Annotated in this window: 23 protein-coding genes; 9 read left to right on the top strand and 14 right to left on the bottom strand. The window is 43.1% G+C overall.

Going from position 1 to position 26408, the window contains the following annotated elements; genetic code table 11:
• Positions 1–20: 20 nt before the first annotated feature.
• The 5 genes from gspM (at position 21) to purF (ending at position 4743) form a co-directional block, all read left to right on the top strand.
• Positions 21–590 carry a type II secretion system protein GspM gene (gspM, locus tag FQV37_RS00480; protein ID WP_160020850.1) on the top strand — a complete coding sequence of 190 codons (570 nt, stop codon included), beginning with the start codon at positions 21–23 and terminating at the stop codon, positions 588–590.
• A 202-nt stretch (positions 591–792) separates the two neighbouring features.
• Complete coding sequence (locus FQV37_RS00475) at positions 793–1194, top strand: DUF4870 family protein (protein ID WP_228707043.1); 402 nt, start codon at positions 793–795, stop codon at positions 1192–1194.
• Positions 1195–1408: 214 nt separating this feature from the next.
• Positions 1409–2443: a quinone-dependent dihydroorotate dehydrogenase gene (locus tag FQV37_RS00470; protein WP_057759514.1), complete on the top strand. Its 1035-nt coding sequence runs from the start codon at positions 1409–1411 to the stop codon at positions 2441–2443.
• Positions 2444–2473: 30 nt separating this feature from the next.
• A complete protein-coding gene (locus tag FQV37_RS00465; protein ID WP_057759516.1) occupies positions 2474–2971 on the top strand; it encodes a CvpA family protein in 498 nt (165 codons plus the stop codon).
• Between the two features lie 236 nt (positions 2972–3207).
• Positions 3208–4743 carry an amidophosphoribosyltransferase gene (purF, locus tag FQV37_RS00460; protein WP_101205374.1) on the top strand — a complete coding sequence of 512 codons (1536 nt, stop codon included), beginning with the start codon at positions 3208–3210 and terminating at the stop codon, positions 4741–4743.
• Between the two features lie 117 nt (positions 4744–4860).
• Here purF and FQV37_RS00455 read toward each other — a convergent pair whose 3' ends face one another.
• From FQV37_RS00455 to yajC, 6 genes are all read right to left on the bottom strand, one after another.
• Complete coding sequence (locus FQV37_RS00455) at positions 4861–5220, bottom strand: AzlD domain-containing protein (protein ID WP_160020849.1); 360 nt, start codon at positions 5218–5220, stop codon at positions 4861–4863.
• A complete protein-coding gene (locus FQV37_RS00450) occupies positions 5210–5941 on the bottom strand; it encodes an AzlC family ABC transporter permease (RefSeq protein WP_160020848.1) in 732 nt (243 codons plus the stop codon). The genes FQV37_RS00455 and FQV37_RS00450 overlap by 11 nt, the downstream gene beginning before the upstream one ends.
• Positions 5942–6096: 155 nt before the next feature.
• On the bottom strand, positions 6097–7500 hold the full coding sequence (locus FQV37_RS00445) for an MATE family efflux transporter (RefSeq protein WP_160020847.1): 1404 nt from the start codon (positions 7498–7500) through the stop codon (positions 6097–6099).
• 231 nt (positions 7501–7731) lie between these two features.
• Entirely contained in the window at positions 7732–8994 is a 1263-nt protein-coding gene (gene secF, locus FQV37_RS00440; protein WP_134292521.1) for a protein translocase subunit SecF, read from the bottom strand.
• Between the two features lie 9 nt (positions 8995–9003).
• A complete protein-coding gene (gene secD, locus FQV37_RS00435) occupies positions 9004–10881 on the bottom strand; it encodes a protein translocase subunit SecD (RefSeq protein WP_101205370.1) in 1878 nt (625 codons plus the stop codon).
• A gap of 392 nt (positions 10882–11273) precedes the next feature.
• Positions 11274–11603 carry a preprotein translocase subunit YajC gene (yajC, locus tag FQV37_RS00430; RefSeq protein ID WP_057759529.1) on the bottom strand — a complete coding sequence of 110 codons (330 nt, stop codon included), beginning with the start codon at positions 11601–11603 and terminating at the stop codon, positions 11274–11276.
• Between the two features lie 547 nt (positions 11604–12150).
• Here yajC and FQV37_RS00425 point away from each other — a divergent pair.
• The 3 genes from FQV37_RS00425 to FQV37_RS00415 all read left to right on the top strand — a co-directional run bounded on the left by FQV37_RS00425 (position 12151) and on the right by FQV37_RS00415 (position 17548).
• On the top strand, positions 12151–13449 hold the full coding sequence (locus FQV37_RS00425) for a CNNM domain-containing protein (protein WP_160020892.1): 1299 nt from the start codon (positions 12151–12153) through the stop codon (positions 13447–13449).
• A 368-nt stretch (positions 13450–13817) separates the two neighbouring features.
• Positions 13818–14312, top strand: a complete 495-nt coding sequence (locus tag FQV37_RS00420; protein ID WP_101205368.1) for a hypothetical protein — start codon at positions 13818–13820, stop codon at positions 14310–14312.
• 245 nt (positions 14313–14557) lie between these two features.
• Positions 14558–17548 (top strand): LysM peptidoglycan-binding domain-containing protein, encoded by a 2991-nt coding sequence (locus FQV37_RS00415; RefSeq protein WP_160020846.1) that lies wholly within the window; start codon positions 14558–14560, stop codon positions 17546–17548.
• A gap of 164 nt (positions 17549–17712) precedes the next feature.
• Here the strand turns inward: FQV37_RS00415 and FQV37_RS00410 are convergent, their stop codons facing one another.
• Together FQV37_RS00410 and FQV37_RS00405 are read right to left on the bottom strand one after the other, a co-directional pair.
• The gene (locus FQV37_RS00410) at positions 17713–18921 is read right to left on the bottom strand and encodes a transglycosylase SLT domain-containing protein (RefSeq protein ID WP_160020845.1); all 1209 of its coding nucleotides are present in this window, start codon (positions 18919–18921) and stop codon (positions 17713–17715) included.
• A 1093-nt stretch (positions 18922–20014) separates the two neighbouring features.
• Positions 20015–20839, bottom strand: a complete 825-nt coding sequence (locus FQV37_RS00405) for a Nif3-like dinuclear metal center hexameric protein (RefSeq protein WP_160020844.1) — start codon at positions 20837–20839, stop codon at positions 20015–20017.
• Between the two features lie 380 nt (positions 20840–21219).
• Here FQV37_RS00405 and FQV37_RS00400 point away from each other — a divergent pair, with 380 nt between their 5' ends.
• Entirely contained in the window at positions 21220–22548 is a 1329-nt protein-coding gene (locus tag FQV37_RS00400; protein WP_160020843.1) for a S1C family serine protease, read from the top strand.
• Positions 22549–22666: 118 nt separating this feature from the next.
• Here FQV37_RS00400 and yfaE read toward each other — a convergent pair whose 3' ends face one another.
• The 6 genes from yfaE to FQV37_RS00370 all read right to left on the bottom strand — a co-directional run bounded on the left by yfaE (position 22667) and on the right by FQV37_RS00370 (position 26228).
• Positions 22667–22933, bottom strand: coding sequence for a class I ribonucleotide reductase maintenance protein YfaE (gene yfaE / locus FQV37_RS00395; RefSeq protein WP_160020842.1), 267 nt, complete (start codon positions 22931–22933; stop codon positions 22667–22669).
• Between the two features lie 37 nt (positions 22934–22970).
• Positions 22971–24104 (bottom strand): class Ia ribonucleoside-diphosphate reductase subunit beta, encoded by a 1134-nt coding sequence (gene nrdB, locus FQV37_RS00390; RefSeq protein WP_101210999.1) that lies wholly within the window; start codon positions 24102–24104, stop codon positions 22971–22973.
• Positions 24105–24171: 67 nt separating this feature from the next.
• On the bottom strand, positions 24172–24555 hold the full coding sequence (locus FQV37_RS00385) for a hypothetical protein (RefSeq protein ID WP_101211035.1): 384 nt from the start codon (positions 24553–24555) through the stop codon (positions 24172–24174).
• 14 nt (positions 24556–24569) lie between these two features.
• Positions 24570–24884, bottom strand: coding sequence for a type II toxin-antitoxin system RelE family toxin (locus FQV37_RS00380; RefSeq protein WP_160020841.1), 315 nt, complete (start codon positions 24882–24884; stop codon positions 24570–24572).
• Complete coding sequence (locus FQV37_RS00375) at positions 24874–25125, bottom strand: type II toxin-antitoxin system Phd/YefM family antitoxin (RefSeq protein ID WP_160020840.1); 252 nt, start codon at positions 25123–25125, stop codon at positions 24874–24876. The genes FQV37_RS00380 and FQV37_RS00375 overlap by 11 nt, the downstream gene beginning before the upstream one ends.
• A gap of 272 nt (positions 25126–25397) precedes the next feature.
• A complete protein-coding gene (locus tag FQV37_RS00370; protein ID WP_160020839.1) occupies positions 25398–26228 on the bottom strand; it encodes a DUF6602 domain-containing protein in 831 nt (276 codons plus the stop codon).
• Positions 26229–26408: the final 180 nt, after the last annotated feature.

The raw sequence follows: 26408 nt of genomic DNA, 5'->3' as shown, positions 1-26408 counted from the left end.
TTGGTAATAAAGGTCAAAACATGAAACGATTACAACGCCGTACCAAACGTCATGCAGCGGTCTCTGCAACCAGTACTAAGGCTCATGTATTGTCAGAGCGTATGAATAATTATCAAAATGTACTCACGACGCGCTGGCAAGCATTACCTCCCCGTGATCAGCTAGCATTAGCTATATTGTCCGTATTTCTACTGTTGTTTATTGGCGGCTATGGTGGCTATAGCGTTCATCAAGCAGCGAGCGATAGTAAGAGTGACTATCAGGAACAAGTGGCGGATTATTTTTGGTTGCGTGCGCAAGCAGGTAATATTGATAGTAGTGCATTGAATACTGGTAACAACGCTACTGGAGAGGCTGATATGCCGCCCGCTAGTCGTATCAATGCGCTGCTCAATAACTCAGGTATAGCAGGTGCTCAGGTGGTTGCGACTGGTGATGCAGTGCAGCTGAGCTTTACGCATCCTAGTCAAGCGGTCGTTAGCACTGCACTAGGTAAGCTTGAACAGCAAGGTTGGCAATTTACACAGCTATCTATGCAGCAAGATCTGACCAATAAATCTATTCAGGTACAAGCAACGGTCACTTCTTAAAACGCATCATTTTGTGATAAATATTTTAGATACTTATATTACTGTGTGTCTAGTACTCGACACTCAATCCTCGACCGCAGAATACTGCTTTATCGTTGGTATCATTGAAAAGTCATTTATCTGGCTCCATTAAATAGTTAATCATATGACTATTGAATAAAAATATTACCAGTAAGGAAAACCTCACATAATGCGGGACAGTATGAGCAACGATAAGCGCCGTTCTTTAATTACTTATAACCACATCACTTATTTTTTATATGTGATCAGCTACTTTACTGCAGGTCTGTTATGGATTGTGCCGATTGTCATGAACTATGCTAAGCGCCATGATGCTAGTGGGTCATGGTTGGCCACGCATTTTGACTGGCAAATTAAGACCTTCTGGTACAGTATCGTTTGGTTCGTCATTGGCATTATTTTGATTACCTTTGCATTAGGCGGCTTTGGCGTTAGCGTATTGGCGGATAGTGGCAATATCGCTATTGGCTCAATATTATTGGCTGGGCTTGGTTTGCTGATTATGACCTTTACCTTTATCTGGCATTTATATCGCATTATACGTGGTTGGATTGCGTTGACTGATGGACGTCCAGTACCGTAGATGTTTAAGAGTACCTTTGTGCTATGTCTTTAGCTTAGAAAACGACAATTCATCGTTATTTAGTAGAGATTCATCAGTATTGGTTACTGCTTAAATGTAGAAATTTAGCGACTGAAACTTTGCTCTTATTTCTGTTAAGCTGATATAATCGCTGCGCCCGATTTCATTCGCATTTTTTATTCACTATTTCTTCCAAGCAGGGTCTGCCATCACTATGTCTTATGCCTTACTTCGTCCTTTTTTGTTTAATATGGATCCCGAACACGCCCATGAGATGACACTATCTTTATTGGATAAAGCGCATAAAGCGCGTGTTTTAGGCTTGGCGTATGGTCAGTCAATGCAACCAACAGACTGTATGGGTTTACAGTTCTCTAACCCAGTTGGTCTGGCAGCAGGCTTGGACAAAAACGGCGATTATATTGATGCGCTGGCTGAGTTAGGATTTGGTTTTATAGAAGTAGGAACCGTCACGCCAAGACCGCAAGTAGGCAATGACAAGCCAAGACTATTTAGAATCAAGCAAGCAGATGCGATTATCAATCGTATGGGCTTTAACAATGAAGGCGTTGATTATCTGATCGACAATGTCAAACGCTGTAAATATAAAGGCAATATTGGTATTAATATTGGTAAAAATGCCGATACGCCAGTAGAGCAAGCCGCTGATGATTATGTGTATTGCTTAGAGCGTGTGTATCCGCATGCCTCATACATTACGGTCAACATCTCATCGCCAAACACTAAAAACTTACGTGATTTGCAAAGTGGTGAAGCACTGACTCAGTTAATGGATACGATTAAAAATCGTCATAGTCAGCTGGCTACTGAATATGGTTTTTATGTCCCATTAGTGCTTAAAGTTGCTCCAGATTTAGAGCCATTACAAGTTGACTATATCTCGCAGCAATTAATAGACTTTGAAATTGATGGTTTGATTGCGACCAATACAACACTAAGCCGTGTAGGTGTCGAAGACTTGCGTGATGGCGACCAAATGGGCGGCTTATCTGGTCGTCCTGTGAGTCATATTAGTACTCAGATTTTGCAACAGTTCTCTGATCAGTTAGATGGTAAAGTCGCTTTGATAGGCGTGGGTGGTATCGATAGTGGTGCCAAAGCCGTCAAAAAAATCGAAGCAGGCGCAGACATGGTACAGCTCTATACGGGGCTTATTTATCGTGGTCCTGGGCTGGTGCAGTCTTGCATTCAGGCAATCGGTGGCTATTACGATGCCATGGAAAGCTAATCCAATAAATAAGGTAATAAGGCGTAAAGCATGAGTGGTTTAGATATTGTGATTGCTATCGTTGTCTTGATTGGCTTATGGCGCGGCTTTCAAGTAGGACTGATTAAAACAGCAATAGGCTTGGTAGGTTGGTTTATCGCCCTTATCGCTGCTACTAGACTGGCAGGAGTGGTGTCGCCCCAATTAACGGGTATCGTGCAAAACCCAGTTTTACAGATGGCTATGGCCTTTTTATTGGTAGTGATTGCCATATTGGCAATCATGCATCTGATGGCGTTTGTATTCTCAGGCGTGCTCAAAACCTTACGTTTGGGCGTCTTGGACAAAATGGCAGGCGGGGTACTGGGTGCTGCTAAAAACGTACTAATGGTCTTGGTTGTACTGAGCGTCAGTGCGCCATTGCTAGTGCAGATGCCGCAGTGGCAAACCTCCGTACTAGCGCCAGAGCTAATGCCATATGCACCGATGGGCAAGGCGTTGGTATCAGATGTATTAGGCATGGCTTGGGATCAGGTCAATCAGTCGTAATTGTTGAATTGCCTATTATTTTATCTAATTGTCTATTATTTTACTTCTTTTTATACTTCTAAATGTTTGCACGTGTCACTGATAATCAAACATAGATTATCGAAAAATCTCGTTAAGTTTCTTACAATATCATCAGGTTAGCGGCGTGCGACAGTGAATGATTTTAGCAATATACTGTCGTTAAGTTTGCCGTTATTGTCGTACTAATGTATGAGTCAAAATAGGATATAGCTATTATGTGTGGAGTCATTGGAGTTGCAGCTCACGAACCAGTCAATCAGATTCTTTATGACGGTTTGACGATGCTACAGCATCGCGGGCAAGATGCAGCAGGTATTGTCACTTTGCAAGATGGGCGACTCTATCTACGTAAAGAAAATGGCATGGTACGTGACGTATTTATGAATCGTCATATGATGAAACTGGTTGGTAAGTTTGGTATCGGTCACGTTCGTTACCCGACAGCTGGTACTTCTAGCAGCGCTGAAGCTCAGCCATTTTATGTCAACTCACCGTATGGTATTACCCTTGCGCATAATGGTAACTTGACCAATGCTGAGAGTTTGGCCAAATCTTTGTACATCGAAGATCGTCGCCACCTTAATACTGACTCAGATTCTGAAGTACTGTTAAACGTACTGGCACATGAGATGCAGAATCTAGGCAAAACACATCCAACGGCTGATGATATTTTTGAAGCAGTAAAAGCCGTCTATAAACGCTGTGAAGGTGCTTATGGCGTTGTCGCTTTAATCACGGGTCATGGCTTACTGGCGTTCCGCGATCCAAATGGTATCCGTCCACTTATCTTTGGTAAGCGTATGGCACCGAATGGCGGCACTGAGTATATGGTTGCCTCTGAATCAGTTGCATTGACAGGTTCTGGCTTTACTATCGTTCGTGATGTAAAACCAGGCGAAGCAATCTTTATCGATTTAAACCATAAGCTGCATACGCATCAGTGCGTCGAGCAAAAAGAATACACGCCTTGTATCTTTGAATATGTTTATTTTGCTCGTCCAGATTCGATTATGGACAATATCTCAGTTTATAAATCACGCCTACGTATGGGTGAAAAACTGGCAGATAAAATCCTTGCTGAATGGGGTGAGGATCATGATATCGACGTGGTCATTCCAATTCCAGACACGTCGCGTACTTCAGCGATGGAGCTGGCGCTAAAAATGAACGTCAAGTACCGTGAAGGGTTTATGAAAAACCGCTACATCGGTCGTACGTTTATTATGCCAGGTCAGCAGCAACGCAAAAAATCAGTTCGCCAGAAACTAAGTGCTGTGCCGCTAGAGTTCAAAGGCAAAAACGTGCTGTTGGTTGATGATTCTATCGTTCGTGGTACGACCTGTCATGAAATCATTCAAATGGCACGAGATGCTGGTGCTAACAAGGTGTTTTTTGCCAGTGCTGCGCCACCAGTGAAATTTCCAAACGTATACGGCATTGATATGCCCGTACGTAGCGAGCTTATTGCCTCAGGCAATAGCGTTGAAGAAGTACGTGATATCATCGGCGCAGATCGTTTGATTTTCCAAGATTTGGATGATTTGATTGACGCAGTAAAAGACACCAAACACAGCCGAGTGGAAGGTTTTGATTGTGCGGTATTTAACGGCTGCTACATCACTGGTCAGATCAATGAAGCGTATCTCGATCACCTGCAAGAGCAGCGTAACGATACTGCCAAAACGGGTAAAAAAGGCGTACAAATAGTGGCTGATACCCCAGTTGACATGATGGGTGTGGAAGAACTTTAAGTCGTATTGAAGTCATTATTTTCAGATAACAAAAAGCTAGATTCTATTTAGAATCTAGCTTTTTTATGTTTAAAGTATAGCTAAGGGTGCTGGCGTTTATATAAATGGGCGGAATTTTTAGCCTAAGAAACTGCTAAATAGCCAAAACAGACCATTGATTGCTGCTATACCGACAACCATACTGACCAAAAGCTGACGGCTGATATGATAGATAAACAATACCAAAATAAGTGCACCGACTTGTGCCATTAATAGATGTAATTCGGTATCGCTGAAAGCAACAGTCGTCGATATGTCTTGATAGGAGAGGCTAGTCAAAATAAGCAGCACCATCACTGATAATGGCAAACTCTCATTTAATCGATGTAGCCAAGGTGTATCGAGCAGCTTTCTAGGTATCAGTGCGGGTAGCGCACGAGTGATAAAGGTCACTGCTGCCATGGCAAGCGTAGCAAAAATAAGATAACTACTGGTCATAAGAGTCTCCCGTCTTTTGACGCTCTATCCAAAACCCACGTACCAAAATCATCAACATACAGATAGTGATGGCTACTAGTAGCAACCAGTCACTGGTAAATAGCGAAGCAATGATTAAGCCAAGCACGGCAATACCAATTGGGAAGTAGCGTTTGATACTTTGAAATTGCTCATAAGCGAGAATTGCAAACAGACAAACCAAAGCAAAATCTAAATTTGGCACCAAGTCACTGAGCGTACTACCAATCATTACACCAACCGTACTCGCCAGTACCCACCAGCTTTGGTTAAAGAGGCTGATAGGAAGTATGAGCGCTCGTCGCGACTCATTTGGTAAGCTGGTCATGATCGAAAAAGTCTCGTCGGTCAACGCAAACAGACAATACGTCTTGGCCAGCTTATTTTTCGGTAAATACTGTAATAACGGCATACCATAGAATACATGACGTAGATTAATCGCCGCAATATTGGTGGCGATATTGCCAATCGGTAGGCCAGCGCTCAGCATTGGCAGACAAGCGTATTGAGCTGCACCAGCATAGAGAACGATACTGAGCATAATCGTTGCCCATATCGGGATACCTGCTACCTGTGCGAGTACACCAAAGGCAATACCGGCAGGCAGATATCCCATAGCAACTGGCAAGCTTTTTTTAAAGCCCTCAGCCCAGTGGTAGCGGTTTTCATGTTGATGGCTTAATTCATTTGAATGAGTATTCACATGACATCCTAAATTTTTCTTATGATATTTTTATAAATCTATCGATATAAAAATTATTGATTCAAACGGTATTGCTGCAAAATTAAAAAGCAAAAAACGAGCTTAATAAAAATGATTTATCGAAAATTGATAGAGCAAACATAATATAAAATTAACTAAGCTTCAGGTTGTAGTTTTTCATAACTGCCAGTCTGATTGGCACGGTACAAAAACCCACCTAGAATGACTAGTCTCAATAATAATAGACACCACACGCTAAGCCAAATACCAGTCATATCCCATTGTTGATAGAGCAACCAGCTCAATGGGAAGAAAATAGTAGCCAGTATCAGCGCCGCATTACGGATCACGCTACCAGCCGTTAAACCAAAAAATATCCCATCCAACCAATAGGCTCCAACGCCGACAAGAGGCAATAATACGGCATATAAATGGTAGTCATAGGCAAGGGCAAATACCGAATCAATATTAGTCATAAATCCCAAATACGTAGGCATTGCAAGCCACCAAATGGCGCTCAACATGATAGCAAGGCCATAACTAACCACGCCTGTACGCTTCACAATAATACGAAAACGTGGCCAATCGCGACGTCCTGCAGCTTGTCCACTCAATGTTTCAGCAGAGACAGCGACGCCATCTAAAGCGAAGGCAGATATGCTTAGTACTTGCAATAAGATAGCGTTAGCAGCCAGTATGACATCACCGCTTTGAGCAGACAGTCGAGTAATCCAAGCAAAGCTTAGCGTTAAGATGAGGGTGCGTACAAAGATATCTTTGTTTAAAGAAAATAGCCTAAGCATTTTTTCTTTCGTAAAATACTGTCGATCCGCTTTGAATAATACAGTCCATGATATTTTTAAATGTTGGCGGCTCAACCATAATGCCATCAGTATTCCGAACCAAAATGCGATAGTGGTTCCTAGTGCGACACCAGCTAATCCCATCTGCATTGCAAATACAAAAAACAGAGTCAGTACGATATTAAGTACGGCAATAAAACCCTGCTGGTAAAGCATATAACGGGTCTTGCCTTGTCCTGCAAACCAACCAATAAATGCAAAATTCATCAGCTCTGCGATCACACCCCAAAAGCGTACGTCTAAATAGGTTTTCGCTGCGCGTCCACTCTCAGGATTGGCTGATAGAGCTTGTAAGCCAAAATCAATCAGCCATGGCTTTGCGAGTAGTAATATTGCTCCAATAACAAACGCCAATAGTAACGCGCGCTGTAGGATAGACAGCAAAGGCGTAGGCGCTGATACGGCTGATGTATTGCTATTATTAGCCAGTTGTCCCAATGCCTGCGCAGCAAGCCCAGATGATGCATACTGCAAAAAGTTAAAGCTAACAAGCAATAGCGACAGCAGTTGTATGGCTAGACCCATACCAGCAAGTTTCGCCGTGTCATTCATATTGCCTACAATGGCCGTATCAATCACGCTTTGCAATGGCATGGCCAAATTGGCTAGCAGTACAGGCAGCGCAATCGCGACAATACGTTTATAGCTTGTGTCAATAGGTGGCATCGCGTGAGAAGGTTCGGATTTAGCTGACATGGGTGACTCGTTTATACGTGAACGATAAAGAGATGTATTCGTTAAATGATAATAAGTTCGTAAGGCAGTACATTTAATATAAGAGACAAAATAGCTATAAAGACAAAAGCACCTAGACTCATTATTCATGAGTCAGGTGCTCTTATTTAAACATTGTAGCTGTGCACTTAGTAATTATATAGAATGTGATGACACGCTAGTTCAACGTATCAATCCATCTAATATACCTTACTAAACGTTGTCTTGCTCAAACATTTTTGGATCGTTAAAAGTAACGATTTCTTCTTCAAACTCTGGTTTTACTTTTACGATAAAGTCATCACGCGACAGACCCATGCGCAGCGGAATCGAACTGGCGATATAAGTCGATGAGTAAGTACCCGCAAGCAAACCAATAAACAGAGCTACTGAGAACCAGTATAGTCCATCACCGCCCAAGAAGAGCATAGCTAGTACGACCAATAGAACAGTTGAGATGGTCATAATCGTACGGCGTAGCGTCTCGGTCAATGACAAATCAATCGTCTGTTCTGGCGTAATTCCGCGAACACGGCGGAAGTTTTCACGAATACGGTCATAGACAACAATCGTATCGTTCAATGAATAACCAATCAATGCCAATACCGCAGCCAATACCGTCAGGTCAAATGGGAAGCCAAACAATGCAAATACACCGATGGTTACGACAGCATCATGAAATAGTGACAGTACGGCACCTAGAGACAGTTTGAACTGGAAGCGTAGGGCAACATAGCCAAGCATGCATACCAGTGCCAATACCAATGCCATGACTGAGTTTAGATAAACCTCATTACCAACTTGGCTACCGATGATATTAACGTTGCTAATCGTAGCGGTGTTGCTAGGTAGGGCCAATGCTTGCGTCAGATTTGCGCTTAGCCCATCGACGTTATCAGACTGAGGAGGCAAACGTACCAATAGCTCTTCACGAGTACCTAGATACTGTACAACTGCATCATCGAAGCCATTGTCTGCCAATGCTTGTACAACAGCAACTTGCTCAACAGGCTGCTCATAACGCACGTCTGCTGAGACACCACCAGTAAAGTCGAGTCCTAAGTTCAGACCGTTTACTGCGATAGCAATGATACTACCGATCACCATAAATAAAGATAGTAGTGCCATCGGCTTTTCTATCTTCATAAATGGAATGATACGCTGGTTGCCAACCGCTTTGATGCCACCTTCAGCAACAGCTGCGGCATCATCAGCGGCGTCACCTGATATTACGTCAGAATCAACAGCGGTAGACAGTGCTTGACTGTCTTTGGCGTTTTGACCTTTACCACCGCGACGACTAGAGCTTTTGCCTGACTTTGCGGTAGTAGGATTGTTGGTCTTGGTATTGCTACCTTTACCATCACGACGCGGTTTGTTACGGCGACGCGTACTTGCATTGGTCGTCTCACCGTTTGAGCCATTTCGATCAGGATTATTCTGCTGTTCTAAAGGGTTGTTATTATCGATCGCCATAATATTCTCCTAACCGATGCTCAGACTTTTGATGGATTTACGCTTACCATAAGCAATTTGTACCAGTGCACGTGTCACCAAAATAGCGGTGAATAGCGAACTGACAATACCAATAGCTAGCGTAATCGCAAAGCCTTTAATCGGACCAGTACCAATCGCAAATAGGATAAACGCGACCAATAAGGTTGTAATGTTGGCATCAAAAATACTGCTAAATGCGCGATCAAAACCTGCCACGATGGCTGATTTTGGCCGGACACCATTGGCAATCTCTTCTCGTATTCGCTCAAAGATCAGTACGTTGGCATCAACCGCCATACCGATGGTCAAAACGATACCTGCGATACCCGGTAGGGTAAGTGATGAACCCAAAATTGACATAATCGCAATGATAATAATAACGTTAACGGCTAGCGCAACGTTGGCAATCACCCCAAACAGGCGATAGAAGATAATCATAAACGCGAAGACTAATAGATAGCCGACCTGCGTAGAGAACAATCCTTTATCAATGTTTTCTTGACCGAGTGATGGACCAATAGTGCGCTCTTCTACGAAGTACATCGGTGCAGCAAGTGCGCCTGAACGTAGCAATAGGGCAAGCTCAGCTGCTTCAGCACTACTATCTAGACCAGTAATACGGAATGATGAACCCAATACCGCTTGAATGTTGGCGCGGTTGATGACTTTGGTTTCAGCATAAGGTGTGCGTACTTCAGTCGTCTCACCAGTCGCTGGATCTTCTTCGTAAGTGATTCTTTGTTTGTTTTCTATGAACAATACAGCCATCTGTTGGCCAACAGCTGTACGTGTAGCGTTCTGCATAAGCTTACCGCCAGCACTGTCCAAGGTAATACTTACTTCAGGTAGACCGCTTTCATCCAAGCCAGTTTGCGCGTTGGTTACTTTGTCCCCGGTGACAATCGCTTGACGATCTAACAATACAGGAGGACCATCGAGTGTTTCGAATGGGAATGCCTCTGTACCTGCTGGAGGTATGCCGCCAGTATAGGTATCGGCGTCTTCTGCCACCATACGGAACTCAAGGTTTGCAGTACGACCAAGCACACGTTTTGCTTCAGCAGTATCTTGTACACCAGGTAGCTCAACGACGATACGGCTAGCACCTTGCGACTGTACCAAAGCTTCGGTAACACCCAACTCAGCAATACGGTTACGTAAAGTCGTTAAGTTCTGGTTGACCGCGTAGCTATTGATTTCGTCAAGTGTCGCATCGTTATACGATAAAACCAATGCAGGACCTTGATCATCAATAGAAGACTGCAAGTTAAACGTATTGCTCATTGAGCCTTGTAATACGTTTTGGGCACGGTTACGAGTATCAGTATCAGCAAAATGCAATACCACGCCGCGATCTTCGGTCTTGATACCTTTAATTGCTACTCGCTCAGCACGTAGCTCACGTCGCATATCACGACTGGCACTGGTCAAACGCTGTTCAAGCGCCTTGTCCATATCGACTTCGAGTACAAAGCGTACACCACCACGCAAATCGAGACCAAGCTTCATCGGTCTTGCACCGATATCGCGTAGCCACTGCGGGGTAGTCTGTGCTAGGTTAAGGGCAACGACATAGTCTTCGCCTAAGTTTTGACGTAGCACTTCTTGCGCTTTTAGCTGATCGACTGGATTGTTGAGGCGTACCAGCGCGCTGTTTCCCTCAAACGTACCATCGTGGTTATCTAGACCTGCCTCTTCGAGTAAGCTTTGAGACTCGGTTAAGATGCCTTCAGATAGCTGAGTTCCTGCGGCTGCGCTCGTAATCTGCACAGCAGGTTCGTCAGGATAAAGGTTGGGGGCAGCATATAGACCGGCAACGAGTAGCACGACGGCAATTAGTAAGTATTTCCAAGCGGGATATTGCATAATCACTTCTTTAAGTTGATAAACGACTGGCGACGTAGGCCACAAGTTAGCAGATGGGAAGTTAGCGATAGCAACGGTCGAGTGCTATGTTCAGCAGCCGTCATCATGCACCATTGCGATCATCCGCGATGATAGTAACGCATAAAACAGTAAAGCAAATAATACAGATGTCTGTTTATCTGGTCACCAAAAATCATATGGCTGACTTGGATAAAGATAGGACATCTAAACAGTAAGCCTAATTTATATAGCAATTTTACCTTACTGTGTTAATAGCGAAAAATGACCGTAAATCATATACGGTCATTTTTTAGTCATTACATTCATTAATGTGACGACTATCGAATGTTCACTAATAAATTTTCACTAATAAAAGCTAGTGAACATTCTCATTAGACGCTTTCGATCGTGCCAGCAGGCAATACTGAAATAACAGAAGCACGTTGTACTTTCACGTCAGTATTGTTGTTTAGGCTCACAACGGCATAATCGCCTTCGATTGCTTTGATACGACCCATTAAGCCACCAGCAAAAATGATTTCACTACCAACGGTCAATGCGTTAACCATGGCACGGTGCTCTTTGGTACGCTTAGACTGCGGGCGAATGACCAAGAAGTAAAAAATCGCAAAAAACGCAACAGGCAGTAAAATCTGACCGAATAGACCTGCAGCACCTGCAGTCTCTGGTGCAGCATGGGCAGCTTGAATAAATAAGCTCATAATATCTCTCAGTAAGTCATAGACAATAATAAAATTAGACGCATAGTAACAAAAAATCCCAGACTTGGTAACTGTTAATCATAGGCTGAGCGTGTTTTTCTTAGCGTAAGGCATACTATCAGCCAACGGATAGGACAACAATGTTTTTACTACATTCAGATAACCTATATAAAGCGTCAGGCTAAATAGCTGTCATGAATTGGCTAGTAAAGATGTCGTCATACAACCGTTAATAGTAGGGCAATAAAAGTCATCAAAAAACAAAAACTTAAAAATGGTGACTTATTGTGAAATGGTATCATCAATGCTACTATCAAATGGCAATGATTGCCTGTATTTAGTATGCTATATATTGAACCATATTACGGATTTTTAAAGCATAGTATGGCTTTGAAATAGCGATTAAATCAGCTTTGAGTAACTATTTATACGATAGACAGATATCTTTTATTACTTTGTTAAAGATAATCTGAAAATCAATATAAATTGCTCATGACATTATCTTCCTTTTACTCTTTTTAGGTTACCTAACTTGTTCACCACTTTTATGTTTGTACCTCGTTTATGTCGTCCGCGCGCTCATCGTAAAGACGCATCTGCAGAACCTCCCCCGAGAATGACGACTAGTTCTCGATTTGGTTATACTTCTTTTTCAGCACTATCTGCATTAGCAATTCTTATGCTACCGCAGGCAGTATGGGCAGCTGGTGCTGTATCAACATCCAGCGAGGCGGCAGCACCAACTGCGCTTAGCGTTTCTTTATTGATATTTTTTGTTTTACTCGCTATTGGTGTATCTTTCGTCTGTTCATTAGCAGAGTCTGTTTTGCTGAGCATGACGCCATCGTTTATTGCGGATGTGCAAGAGACCAGTCCCAAAAAAGCAGAAATGCTTAAAAGTCTTAAAGTCGACAATATTGACCAGTCACTAGCTGCTATTTTAACGTTAAATACGGTTGCCCATACACTTGGCTCTATCGGTGCGGGTGCACAGGCTACGATCGTCTTTGGTAGTGCGTGGTTTGGTCTGTTTTCTGCCCTCATGACGCTTGCTATCTTATTCTTGTCTGAGATTATCCCAAAAACTTTGGGTACAGTTTACTGGCGTCAGCTAAGTGGTTTGGTTGCTTATTTCGTTCGTGGCATCATCATGCTGCTATACCCATTAATCTGGTTCTCAGAGCGTCTGACAAAACTATTGGTACGTGGTAAAGAGCCGCAAACCTTTAGCCGCCGTGAGTTTGCTGCCCTTGCTAGTATCGGTGAAGAGTCAGGTCAAATTGACCCACTAGAGTCGCGTATCATTCGTAACTTGCTCGCGTTTGGCGCGATTAAAGTCGAAGATATCATGACCCCGCGGTCAGTGATGCTTGCATTCGAAGAGAACAAAACCGTCGCTGAGCTATTGGTTGATCGTCCAAAGCTGACGTTTTCTCGCTTGCCAATCTATGATGGTGATTTGGACAATATTACAGGCTTTGTCCTAAAAACCGACATGCTACTGGCTAAAGTTAATCATGCTATGCACAAGCCGTTGACGCAATTTCAGCGCGACATCACTTTTGTTTTCTCTAAAATGAAGCTGTTTGACTTGTTAGAGTTAATGCTAAAAAACCGTATTCATATCGCCATTACGGTTGGTGAGTATGGTGAAGTTAAAGGTCTAGTCACCTTAGAAGATGTATTTGAGACATTGTTAGGTCTTGAGATTGTTGATGAAATAGACCGCGTCGAAGACATGCAAGCCTTGGCTCGCCAGATGATGGATAGACGGGTAGAGCGTTTGGGTATGAAGCTCAGTGATGATGAACAGTATGAAGACAGTAACAACGAGCTTAAGCCTTAATTAAGCCAGACTCTAACCTAGGTAGCTTAATAAGTATTAACGGTTCTAAGGGTTGATGGTGTAAAAGTTTAAAAATAGTCAATTCATTATGGGATTGACTATAAAGCTGAGCTACAGAGACTTTAACTGCTTGAGCTAGGATTTACAGCATAAAATCTTAAGAGTATTTTATTTGATAGCCTTTGTTTTTATTCGCAATAATTACACAGGGTGTCACATGGCTGTGAGAATTCGATGATAGGCTCGGCATATGATATGAGTATACTTATATAGATATATCTATACAGATACACTGCCAAAATAAATGATAAAAGAGCGTTAATCGTCAATATATGACACTAACGAAAAAAATATCGCTAAGGATTATCATGAAAAAATTATTGGGAAATAGGCTATTAGCTCTATTGGTGAAAAGCGCCAGCATCACTGCAATCGTAGCAGTAGCCAGCACCATCAGTATCAATGCACAAGCAGCAACTATGACCGAAGATTTGGTACAGAACTATGCCGCCGCAATGAAAGCATCAGCGAATAGCCAGAGCATCAATCAGGTATCGCGCCTAGTATCGGACGACGCGCTTATTTCTTTATCTAGAAAGGGAAAGTCTACCAGTTTAGATAAAGATGCGTACTTAAAGTTGCTTCAAAACAGCTGGAATGATACGTCTAATTATCGCTATGATATTTCGGTAGACAATGTGGTAATTACTGGTTCACAAGCCAAAGCCAACGTGACGACCAATGAGAGCTGGGTAAAAAATGGTCAGCAAGTATCATTTGTTACCACATCTCGTGTGACCTTGACTTTATCTACTGGTAATGCAGTGCTCTTGCGCGCTGTATCACAAGTGGCTATTAATTAAGTCATTATCGAGCAAGCAAGACTCAAAATATAATAGGTAACATAAACAATAGCTGATTGAGCTAGCTGCAATTTCGACCTATAGAAAGTCTTAGCTGGCTAACAATAGTCATTACTTAGTTTTATAGGCTACTTGAGCGTCTATTATTATCTTTTATATTAGGCTAGTCTTTGCTTTACATTGCATACTATACTATCCATCAACTTTATCTTATTAATTTCTGTCGTTAGGAAACCTCCAATATCATGTCTACTGTGCTATCACACTCTCGCTCATTTATTGCGTTGCCATTGACGCTTGCGGTATCCACTTTACTGATTAGTGCGTGTAGCAATACATCAGCGGTAAAAAACAAAGGTGCGACCAATAGCTCATCTGTCATTACCAAAAGTCCTACCAATCAAGGGGCTAATACAGGTAGTGCAGACTACTCAACTGCGTTTTTGGATGCAGAGAGTTTGGATGAGTTGGCTGACTTGTTAGAAGCTACTGACATGACCATGGTAGAAGGTAACCAGCTTGCTATTCAGCAATATGGTGATTTGTGGAATCGTCTACGCGCAGGCTACCGCATGAATGGTGGTAAGCCAATCTATAATCAGCGCATTGAAGGTCAAAAAAGCTGGTTTACCAGTAGACAGGATTATTTAAATCGTCTAACTGCACGTGCCAGTCGCTATATCTATCATACGGTACGAGAGGCAGAGCGTCGCAATATCCCAACAGAGCTTGCCTTGTTACCAGTTATCGAAAGCTCTTACGATCCAAGTGGTACGAGTAGTGCGGCAGCTGCGGGCTTATGGCAGTTTATCCCAAGTACAGGCCGTATCTATGGCTTGAATCAAAGCAGCACTTATGATGGTCGTCGCGATGTTATCGAATCGACACGTGCTGCCTATGACTTTTTGACAGCATTGCACAACCAGTTTGGTAGTTGGGAGCTAGCATTGGCTGCTTATAACGCTGGACCTGGCCGTGTACAGAAAGCAATCGATGCCAACGCAGCGCGCGGACTACCAACAGACTATTGGTCGCTTCAATTACCGACCGAAACGATGAACTATGTGCCGCGTTTCTTAGCTGTAGCCGAAATCGTCGCTAAGCCTGAGCAGTATGGTGTGTATCTACCAGCTATCGCTAACCGTCAGCATTTCCGTAGTGTACCAGTTAACTATGGTGTGAGCTTGGCAGAAGTATCGCAGTTAACTGGAGTCAGCTATGATGAGCTAGAGCGTCTAAACACTGCACTGACATCAGGCCGCGTTGATTCTTCAGGTCCACAGCGTGTCATCATTCCTAACGACGTCAGCCTCAATGCTGATGCCAAATTAAGTGGGCTCAGAGGTAACGGTACAGGCAATGTACTCGCCTCAAACAACGCAGGTAGCTCAAGCACGACAGCGACTACGCCAAGCTATAATAACAAACCCTATACTGCCTCATCACTACCGTCTACTGGTAGTGCATTGGCTGATTATGCCGCTAACGCAAGTGTACCTCAGCAGACTACCAGCTACATCTCACCATCTGCGACGCCAACTAGCAGCTCGGTATACAGTGGCAATTCTTCAGCTCGTACTGAGCCACCACTGACCACAGCAGAGACTAACAAAATCAATGCTGAGCTTAAGAGCAGTAACAGTCTACCGACTACCTCAGCTCAGATTACTCAGAACAATACGATTGTCCAAGAGCCACCGCTTAGCAAAGAAGAGCGTGATTTCATCGCCAATCAAATCCGGAGAAATACCTCTGAGACCAATGTTATCAATGCTGATGGCAACATTAATCTATCAGCCGTACAAACACAGCAGTCTATCTTAGAAGCGAGTGGTGCAGAGAAGAAACTTAGCTTTGCTAAAACCTCGGTAAGTAAGCCAAAACCTCAAGGCACTCGTACCACTTATACGGTCAAACGTGGCGATACGCTCTCGAACATTGCGAGTCGAGCAGGGGTTAGTTGGCGTGATATCGCAGAATGGAACCAGATAGATGCCAGTGCCAATTTGCTCTCTGGCAGTACGTTATATCTATATAATGCCAAGACTATCGAGCCATTGAGTACTGCTAATAACGCCGCCGCTAGTCAGCCTGACAGTTACGTCGTACAAGGCGGTGATACGCTTATCGGTACGGCTAATCGTTTTGGCTTATCGGTCACTCAGCTAGCCAGCTATAACAACCTGAGCAGCCGTGCTGATCTGCTCAGAGGTCAGAAACTATGGCTCATACCGGGTAAAGTGACTACACCTGCGACGACACCTGCAGCGCCTTCTACCAAGCCGAGTAAATCAAGCACTGCGACCAAAAACTATAAAGTAAAAGCAGGGGACGGATTAATTGCATTGGCACGTCAATTCAATGTGTCGACAGATACTTTAGCCAGTCTCAACGGTATCAACAGCACAAGTTCGCTATATGTTGGTCAGACGCTTAAAGTGCCAGCCAGTGTTGATTTCGATGCTACAAGTACGACAAGTGCTAGTAGTAGTAACAGCTCAAGCTCGGTCGCGATCACCAATTACAAAGTAAAATCAGGTGATACGCTGATTGGTATTGCGAACAGCATCGGAGTGAGTGCAACGGAACTTGCTGCGGTAAACAGCAACTTTGATGCAAAGGCTCGCTTGCAACGTGGTCAAACGATTAAAGTTCCTGCTTCTAAAGAATTGGTCGATAGTCAGTTGAATGACAAAGCGGTCAGCTACAAAGTAAAATCAGGTGATACCTTAACGGGTGTCGCCAAACGCTACAATATTGGCTTAAGTGATTTGGCATCAGCAAATAACTTAAATACCAATTCGAATCTGATACTGGGTCGTACTATCACTATCCCTGCGAGCGGTAGTGTGGCAAGCGCATCTAGTAGCAGTCAAAGCAGCAGCTCTGCTAGTAGTAACAGTAGTAGCTCAGCAAGCAGTGGAACAAAACTGAGCAACACTGAAAGCTATAAAGTTAAATCTGGCGATGGCTTAATTGCTTTGGCACGTCAGTTTGGCATCTCAGTAGAGGATTTGGCGGCGACCAATGATCTAGCGACCAATGCTCAGCTACAACGCGGCCAAACACTTAAAGTACCAAAAGCGACAGTAAGCTACACGGTTGGTTCGGGCGACAGCTTGATTGGTCTAGCACGTAAATATGGTGTCTCAACGCAAGAGCTGGCTGATATGAATAATATTGCCGCGGATACGATGTTGCAGCGTGGTCAGCGTCTGACAGTTCCAAATCGCTAATGAATAAAATATTAATGGATACCGTTTAAACGAGGCGTCATTAATATTAACCATTAATCGTATCGCACAAAAAAGCTGCTCTTTATAGGAGCAGCTTTTTTTATTTAACAAGAATAAATAACTGTGAAAGTTTAGCTTGCAAATTGCCTAGTAATATTTACAGACTAGACAGTCTGAGTTTTAATAGTCTCAAGATAGCTTCTGATGTTACTGACATAGTGCATGGCTTGACCATAGCGGCTATTCGACGCTCTATTGTCTGCTAAATAAGCATAGACATTCGCCCAGCTCTTATCATCGATACCTTGAGCTCGTAGTTCACGTTGGATTCTTTTTACCGCATTGGGACCCATGTTATAACCTGCAAGGGCAAACCAGATACGGTCAGTTTTTGGCACATCAGAGAAATCTGCTTTCACTTGCTCTAGATAGCGTGCACCGCCACCAATGCTTTGGTAAGGATCAACGCGGTCTGAGACGCCCATCGCTTTTGCAGTGTTATTGGTCAGCATCATTAACCCGCGTACGCCAGTCGGCGAGACAGCGTTGGCATCAAGGTGTGACTCTTGATAACCCATCGCGACCAGCAGTTCCCAATCGTGATTGTAATTACGTGCTTGCTCTTCAAACGAAGACTGATAGTCCGGTAACTTTTCTGTCAACGTTCTCTGGAAATGATCCTGACTATAGGCATCTTTAAGCAAGTTTTGATTGTAGAACGCGGCAAGTTTTTGTGTGTTTTGTAGCTTGATGCTATCGCACAAAAAGTAACTGGCCTTTCTTGATAGTGGGTCATTGGATGAGCTAAATGTCCAACTTACCTTAGGGTGTAGTCCGTTCTTAGTCAGACTAGAATCATAACCACAGCTGACATTGATAGACGATAGATTTAACTGGCTTTTTAGCTTGGTGCTAGCCGTGGTCAACGCCATGTCAGCATTGCCTGTTCTTAGTGCTTTTAGTGCCGCTTCTTCACTGGCATAGGCTTTTAGATTGATATCGACACCGAGCTCGTCGGCATAAGTGCGCACCAGATCAAACCCAAAACCATGTTGGAAGCCATCGGTAGCAAAGTAAGTGCTATCGCCAGGCACCGCAGCAATGGTCAAGGTGTTTTCCAGCATGACGTTGTCATAAGCTGGTACCGATGTGTTCATGGTCGTCAAACTCTCAGCGGGCAACGAGAGTAGAGCGATGCTAGAGATTTGTGCCAGCTTCTTGGTTCTGGCAAAATGATTAGACGCAATAGGGGTAACGGATGAAACGATGTTACTTTTGGTGTTCAGTAGGCGTTTAGATGGACGCAGTAAATAAGAAATACGGCGTTTGGCCCCTTGCGCAGATACTTTTACACGATAAGTAATACGCTGCATGGATGTCTCCTGATTTTAGCCATCCTTCTTACCGCAAAAACACGTATAAATATATGTGCATAATATTGACATATATCGATATCGTATTTTAAATAGAGTGGCATTTTTAATAGGATAAATGCCGCTCTATCTTGTTTGACTATAGCGCCACTAGCGTACTCTCTCTAAGAGTTAGTGGGATAGTTTGTCGTCAGCCAGCTATCGATATGTCATAAAAGCGTTCTAAACCGTATTTATAAGTACTGGTTTAAAATACTGAACGCACAACGACGCGAAGGATATAAATCAGATGATTCCTTCATCGATAACTAAATATGGCTAGTGGCCAAACAACTATATATCAAACATAGGTAAGGTCATGATTAAGTTATTGAGACAAAGACATAGCTTGAAACATTGATGTAAGGTTTTGCCAATGAGGCAAATACATTCATCTGTTTTAACTATGCTAACTTTGATGGCTGGCTATACTTTGAATCACTAATATTAAGTTACTAGTAATAGAATAGCTGGCTACTAAAGTTGTTTGTCCAGCGATGAGGGTAAGCAAAATAACCAGAATTGATAGTTTATAGCTGTCTATCAAACTGACTATGTCATACCGTCATCGCGACACCAAAAATAAAAAAATACCATGCTGCTAACATACATAGTGCAAACATAGTATTTCAATGGGTAGCGGTTTAAAATCTTATCGCTGATATAGCATGATAAAGTTTTAAACAACTACCATCATTATTTTGGTGCCATAACCGGAAGCTGTAATAATGGGAAGTTTCATGACAAAACGTTCTTTCTTACGGGTAGTAATATGCGGTTACTAATTGCATTATTCAAGTGGAGTTAAGAAAAAAGCGATAAAACTTAACAATTGAGATATAAACGGTTAATTTTCCAGATATTTGGTACATAATAATCAAAAATAGAATAACAAAGTTTAAATAGTAGTCAAACTAGACTTTATGCTTATGGTGTGACTATAGCATTAGCAAGTCTAGTTTGGCTTTTGAACTATCGTTTTCTCTAGAAGTTTTTCTCTATAAATTTTTCTCTATCAATGACCACCGTTTCAACTGGTCTGTAAGTGGCTAGTTTATGCTGGATTTTCGATATCGATGAAAGTAACTGGCAGACCAAATTTTTGAGCAACTATCTCTCCTAACGCCTGAATACCGCCACGCTCCGTTGCATGATGACCACAAGCAAAATAATCAATCCCAAGCTCACGCGCGCTATGTGTGGTACGCTCAGATATCTCTCCTGAGATAAACGCATCACAGCCCATGCTAGCCGCTTGCTCAATCATATCTTGCGCACCGCCCGTACATATACCCACACGTTCTATCAGCCTGCCATTTGTCTGAGCAGATGAGTCTGCATGATACTCAGCTGAGATATGTAATGGCGCGCGACCTAAGGCTTGAGTCATGGTGGCAATGAGATCGTCAGCAGTTTGCGGTGTACAAGTAGCGATATTGCCAACAGGATGGGATTCGGTAGGATAGAGCGCACCAGTAATCGTCATGCCGAGCATGTCAGCAAGTTTTGCGTTGTTGCCAGAGATTGGGTGTGCATCAAGCGGTAGATGATAGCCAATCATAGAAATACCGTGTTGCATCAGCTTGCGCACGCGTCGACCTTTCATCCCAGTGAGCGGTGCAGGTTCACCTTTCCAGAAGTATCCATGATGTACCATAATCGCATCGGCATTGTCAGCGATGGCAGCATCTATCAAGGCTTCACAAGCCGTGACACCAGTGACGATACGTTGAATCGGGCGTCCACCATCGATTTGTAGACCATTTGGCGCATAGTCTTTAAACGCACTGGTAGATAAGTAGTCGTCACAGAACTGTGTCAATGCCTGAGCGCTAATGCTTTGAGTATTGGATTCAGCTGTCGTATGATTTGCAGTCATTATGTTTTCCTGTCATCAATAAAATGTATGTCGTAAGGTGCTGTAGATTAACTAAGCAAAAATTATGTATTATCTGTCGCGCTTGGTAGTGTTCGGTTTTCAGCTTCTGGCTTGATGATCAATTCTCGAAATGTTGAAGTGTCGAGCATCGTAAAAGCTATTTTAACATGCCGTTGTAAGCAAGCAGACAAGCTGGATAACTGAAATGGTACACGATACGTTACTATTTACTGGTATTGCGGTTATAATTTATATACGTGAGTCTGCCTAGCTGTATAGCATTTGACCATCTGATGAATGGGTCAACACTAGCTAAGCAGTCGCCATTATCTCACATCGTTTTTCACTGTCTGTTTGCAATAAATTTATAGAGGTTTTATATGTCGTCATCCCGGAACACCAACAACAAGGCGTCTTTATTAAAATGGTTACCTTGGGTCTTATTGCTGCTAGTGTTGGCAGCGTTTATCTGGTTGTTCACGAGTATGAAATCGACGTCGGAGGCCACATGGGAGCCGCCGAGAACCCCGCCTGCGGAGCAGCAAGCAGCAGAGCCAGTGTCGGACACGCCAGCGCCTATCTCTTCTTATCATAATGCAGTGGCGCGTGCGTCGCAGTCTGTAGTCAATATCTATACGACGCAAACGATGACCGAACATCCTTATATGGATGATCCCGTACTGCGCCGATTTTTTGAATATCATGGTGGCCCATCACAAGAGCAGGGTAATACCAATTTAGGCTCTGGTGTAATCGTATCAGAAGATGGCTATATCGTGACCAATGCCCACGTGATCGAAAAGGCAGATGAGATTACCGTTGCCTTTAATGATGGTCGTAAGAGTCGCGCTAAGCTTATCGGTACCGACCCAGACAGTGATTTGGCGGTGATTCGAGTCGACATGACTGGATTGACACCGTTAGGCTTCCGTGAAGAACCTATCAAAGTGGGAGACATTGCATTAGCGATTGGTAATCCGTTCGGTGTCGGTCAAACAGTGACGCAAGGGATTATTTCAGCGACGGGTCGTACTGGACTTGGGGTCAATAAGTTTGAAGACTTTATCCAAACCGATGCCGCTATCAATCCCGGTAACTCGGGCGGCGCACTGGTTGATGCGCGCGGTGAATTGGTTGGTATTAATACGGCTATTTACTCACGCTCTGGTGGCTCGATGGGCATTGGTTTTGCTATCCCGACCGCCCTAGTTGAGCAAGTGATGAATGCTCTGATCAAAGATGGTAAGGTCAGTCGCGGCTGGCTAGGTATTGAGATACAGTCGCAGCTTCGGGATCCGACGCAGCTTGAAACCTCGACGGGTGTAGAAGTGCTAAATGTTATCGATAAAGGTCCAGCTGCCAAGAGTGGTCTGCGCGTTGGCGATATCATCCTGACGATTGATGGCGTTGAGATGACCGATGCCAACACGCTGATTCAGTATGTCGCTCGCAAACCACCCAATACTGAGCTAAACGCCCAGATATTACGCCGTGGTAAAAATGCGCAAGTGAAGATACTGTTAGAGGAGCGTCCTGTGCAAGAGCCAGTCGAGCGCCCTGTTATTATCGAAGATGAGACCATGAATGGTCTTGGTCAACCCAACATGCAAGACGGTGGACAAGAGACGCCCATGATGTCAGAAGCCGAGCGTGACCGTATGCGTGAAGAGCTGCTAAAACTGTTTGACCAAGATGGCGTGGCTCAGTAGTTTCTTGGGTCAGAATAATTGGCGCAAGGGCTCAAAAAGATTATTAGCATAAAAAAAGCGCGTTATCTTATGTAGATAGCGCGCTTTTTATTGATCTTAACGTTTTATAAATGAGAGGTTATTTCTCGACTGGTTCGTGGTTGATATAAATCACCCCTTGCACACGGCAGCAGCAGGGTAGGATCTCATCGTCCTCAATCATCGCAAGCGGAGCAAACGGGTAATCGACCGTATGCGAGCTGGCAATGCGCTTGACTCGGCAGCTACCACAGTAGCCTTCCTTGCACTGATAATTGACCTCATGTCCGGTGCGCAACAGTCCATCGAGTAGACTCTCATTATCATGCAAATAGAATTGTTTTTTACTGGTCATTACCCAAGTCATGATAAATCCTATGTAAAAAGCGTAAAGCTACTAAAGCCTAAAGCTCAAAATCATCAAAGTCACTGTCTGATAAGTCCGAATCAATCTGACCGACCAAGTACGAGCTGATTTCGGTTTCTTGCGGTGCGACCTGTACATTGTCAGACGACAACCACGTATTGATCCAAGGAATCGGATTTGATTTTGATTTCGGGAAAGCTGATGGCAAGCCCACCGCTTCCATACGCAAGTTGGTGATGTATTCGATATATTGGCACAGAATGTCTTTATTCAGACCAATCATCGAGCCGTCTTTGAACAGATAACCTGCCCATTCTTTTTCTTGCTCAGCCGCCTTGCGGAATATCTCGATGCTTTCCTCATAGCACTCTGCGGCAATTTCGACCATCTCGGGATCGTCACGACCGTTGCGCATGAGGTTTAGCATATGCTGCGTACCAGTCAAATGCAGCGCTTCATCACGAGCGATGAGTTTAATGATTTTGGCATTACCTTCCATCAGCTTACGCTCAGCAAAGGCAAACGAGCAGGCAAACGACACATAAAAGCGAATGGCTTCTAAGACGTTGACCGCCATAATGCACAGATACATTTGCTTCTTAAGTGACTTTAAGTCGACGGTGATTTCTTTACCGTTGATATTGTGCGTACCAGCACCGTACAGGCTATACAGCTGCGAATTGCGATACAGCTCGTCATAATATTGAGCGATGTCTGAAGCACGCTCTAAAATGTGCTCGTTTTGCATAATATCGTCAAACACAATACCGGGATCGTTGACGATATTACGAATGATATGGGTATAGCTGCGTGAGTGAATGGTCTCAGAGAATGACCACGTCTCAATCCATGTCTCCAGCTCAGGAATCGATACCAGCGGCAGTAGCACGACGTTTGGGCTACGACCTTGGATAGAGTCGAGTAGGGTCTGGTACTTTAGGTTACTGATAAAGATATGCTGCTCATGCGAGGATAGATTGCCGTAGTCCATACGGTCTTTTGACACATCGACTTCTTCTGGACGCCAAAAGAATGACAGCTGCTTTTCAATTAATTGCTCAAAGATGGGGTGCTTTTGTTGGTCGTAGCGGGCAATATTGACTGGCTGACCAAAGAACATCGGCTCTTTCATGGCGTCATTTGGTGTTTGGGAAAAAATCGAATAAGTCATGGGACTGCCTTTATAAGTGATACGGTTATTAATTTATATGGATTTGACTGGGTTTGCTTGGATTGGATTACAAGTTCTCTAACGATATCTGTTCTGACGTCTGTCCATCATTCATATACGCTTTAAATATCTCGCTCAGCTCCACATCATCCAATGCTTCCAATTCATCGATTGCGCTTTTGCGCAGCGCACTCAAGCCTTCATCATCTGACAGTTGCTGTATTTCTTTCTGTGCGTCTTTTTTGGTCGCTCTCTTTACTGGTTTTTTGGGTGCTTTTGCGGTGTCTTTCTTTGGTGTTTCTAGTGTTGATACAGCGCCTTCGCTTAATTGCTGACGAACTTCCTCGATGTCTACTTCTACTTGTACGATATGCGAGCCGCCATCGTTTAGGTCTGAAAATACGTTAGGGATAAACAAACCACCGTCTTTGATGATTGCGGTATATTGCACGTCTATGACCTCCGTCATTTTATTCTGTCTGTGTGTCGATTACGGCTGGCGTGTCGCAAGCGCGTCTCATATACTTTGTTATTTTCTCTTTTGCCTACTGCTAGCACGTATACAACGACGACATCATCTTTGACGATATATACCAAACGATAGCCGATGGTGCGTAGTTTGATTTTATAGGCGTCCGTATGTCCTGAAAGTTTCGACGCAGGAACACGAGGATTTAATAAGCGCTGCTGTAATTTTTTCTTAAACTGCTGCTGAATACTGGGCGCTAACTTTTTCCATTTTTTTAATGCTAAGGGATGAAACTCAAGACTATAAGTCATCCAACGTTACCTTTATCGGTATCTGCCCATCATTTAATCGTGCGCTAACGGTTTGGCTTAATGCCATATCGTCCATCGCTTCCATCATACGCTCATACATATCTGTGGAAACTAAGTAAGCGACAGGTTTATTGTGATTTAAAATAGCAATAGACTCACCATCCGACTGTTTAATCAATGCCGAAGGGTTGTTTTTTAGCTCTGAGATGCTAGCTGTCTGTGTCGCAAATATCGGTTGCATGGATTCATTCTCCACTAAAATTACGCTCTAAATATAGGGCTAATTTTAGCACGAAAATTAGGTCTTATTTGTTATTGTATTAAATTTAAATATTTTGGGTAGCTAATCACGCCTACCGCTTGTATCTGCCTAGCCATCAGCGTTGGCAGGATACCGTTTTAGAATTTACGAAAATGTAAATTCTCTTGCACTCGGACGAAGCAGTGCTTCGTTATTTCCTCGCTCAGGCTAAAAAGTCTTGTTAGGGCGTTGTTTGTCTCTCTTGATAAACCTTAAGGTTCTTGATCAATTTCTTCACCAATAACATCGAGATAAGCTTGTAAATCAATAGCTGGGATAGTACCAATAGTCTGTTGCAGGTAACGGGTTAATTGCATGAAGAAAGTGATTAGAGAGTTTTCAGGTCGACTAAAACGCAGTTCGTTGAACTCTCTGTTTTCATAATATCCATTTATCCGCTTAATGAAATCAAGTTCTTCGATATTTTCTTCACCATTATAATCGACAAAGAAGCTACCATAATCAACAACGCAACCTAAATCGATACCTTGAAGATTTTCTAAACTTTTAATATGCCTCTCGATTGTCTTATTATTACTGTTATCGTAGGTATTAGTAGTAGCTAGAATACCACCTAGGATTTTAGTTAGTGGTCTACGTGCAACAGGTGTTCCTGAGTTAATCATTGAGGTAGAAGTGCGTGTCAAGCGTCTAACACTTTCTATCTTCTCGCCTGCATAAGTTATATAGTTTCCCGAACCTTTAACACTTCCTTTAATGTCTGGTTTTACTTCAAAAACTGCATAAACACCTTCGGCAGGGACATAATGGAAACCATTTTGTGTAAAAATAAATGGAGTAAAATAATTATCATAAATAACTACATCGATTTGATGGCTTGTGTTTCCTAGATAGTCAATGATAATTGCTTTATCTACGCTATAACGGTTAGGCAGGTAACTTCTTAACCACTCAATCCATGCATTCTCTAAAGAGTCACCTTTTGAACCAGGATGATGTATGAAAGCTCTATTAGTACTTAGTTGAGCAGACATTTGCTGTTGCATGCTTGCAAACAACTCCGGTAGTGCAATCTTATTCATATAGCTCTAACCTATTGTTATTAAGAATAAAGAAATTAAAATCCCTCAAACTATTGCTAGTAATACTCAAAATAAGCAAGATAGGATTGTCAATGTTCACATCTTTTTCATGAGCAATACTAGGGTGTGTATAGAATTCAAATGAGTGGCAACCAGATAAAGACACAAGCAAGCATTACC

The sequence above is a fragment of the Psychrobacter nivimaris genome (assembly GCF_009812035.1).
Taxonomy (GTDB): domain Bacteria; phylum Pseudomonadota; class Gammaproteobacteria; order Pseudomonadales; family Moraxellaceae; genus Psychrobacter; species Psychrobacter nivimaris.
Note: the sequence above shows the minus strand (reverse complement) of the source record. Positions and strands in the feature narration are given on the sequence as shown.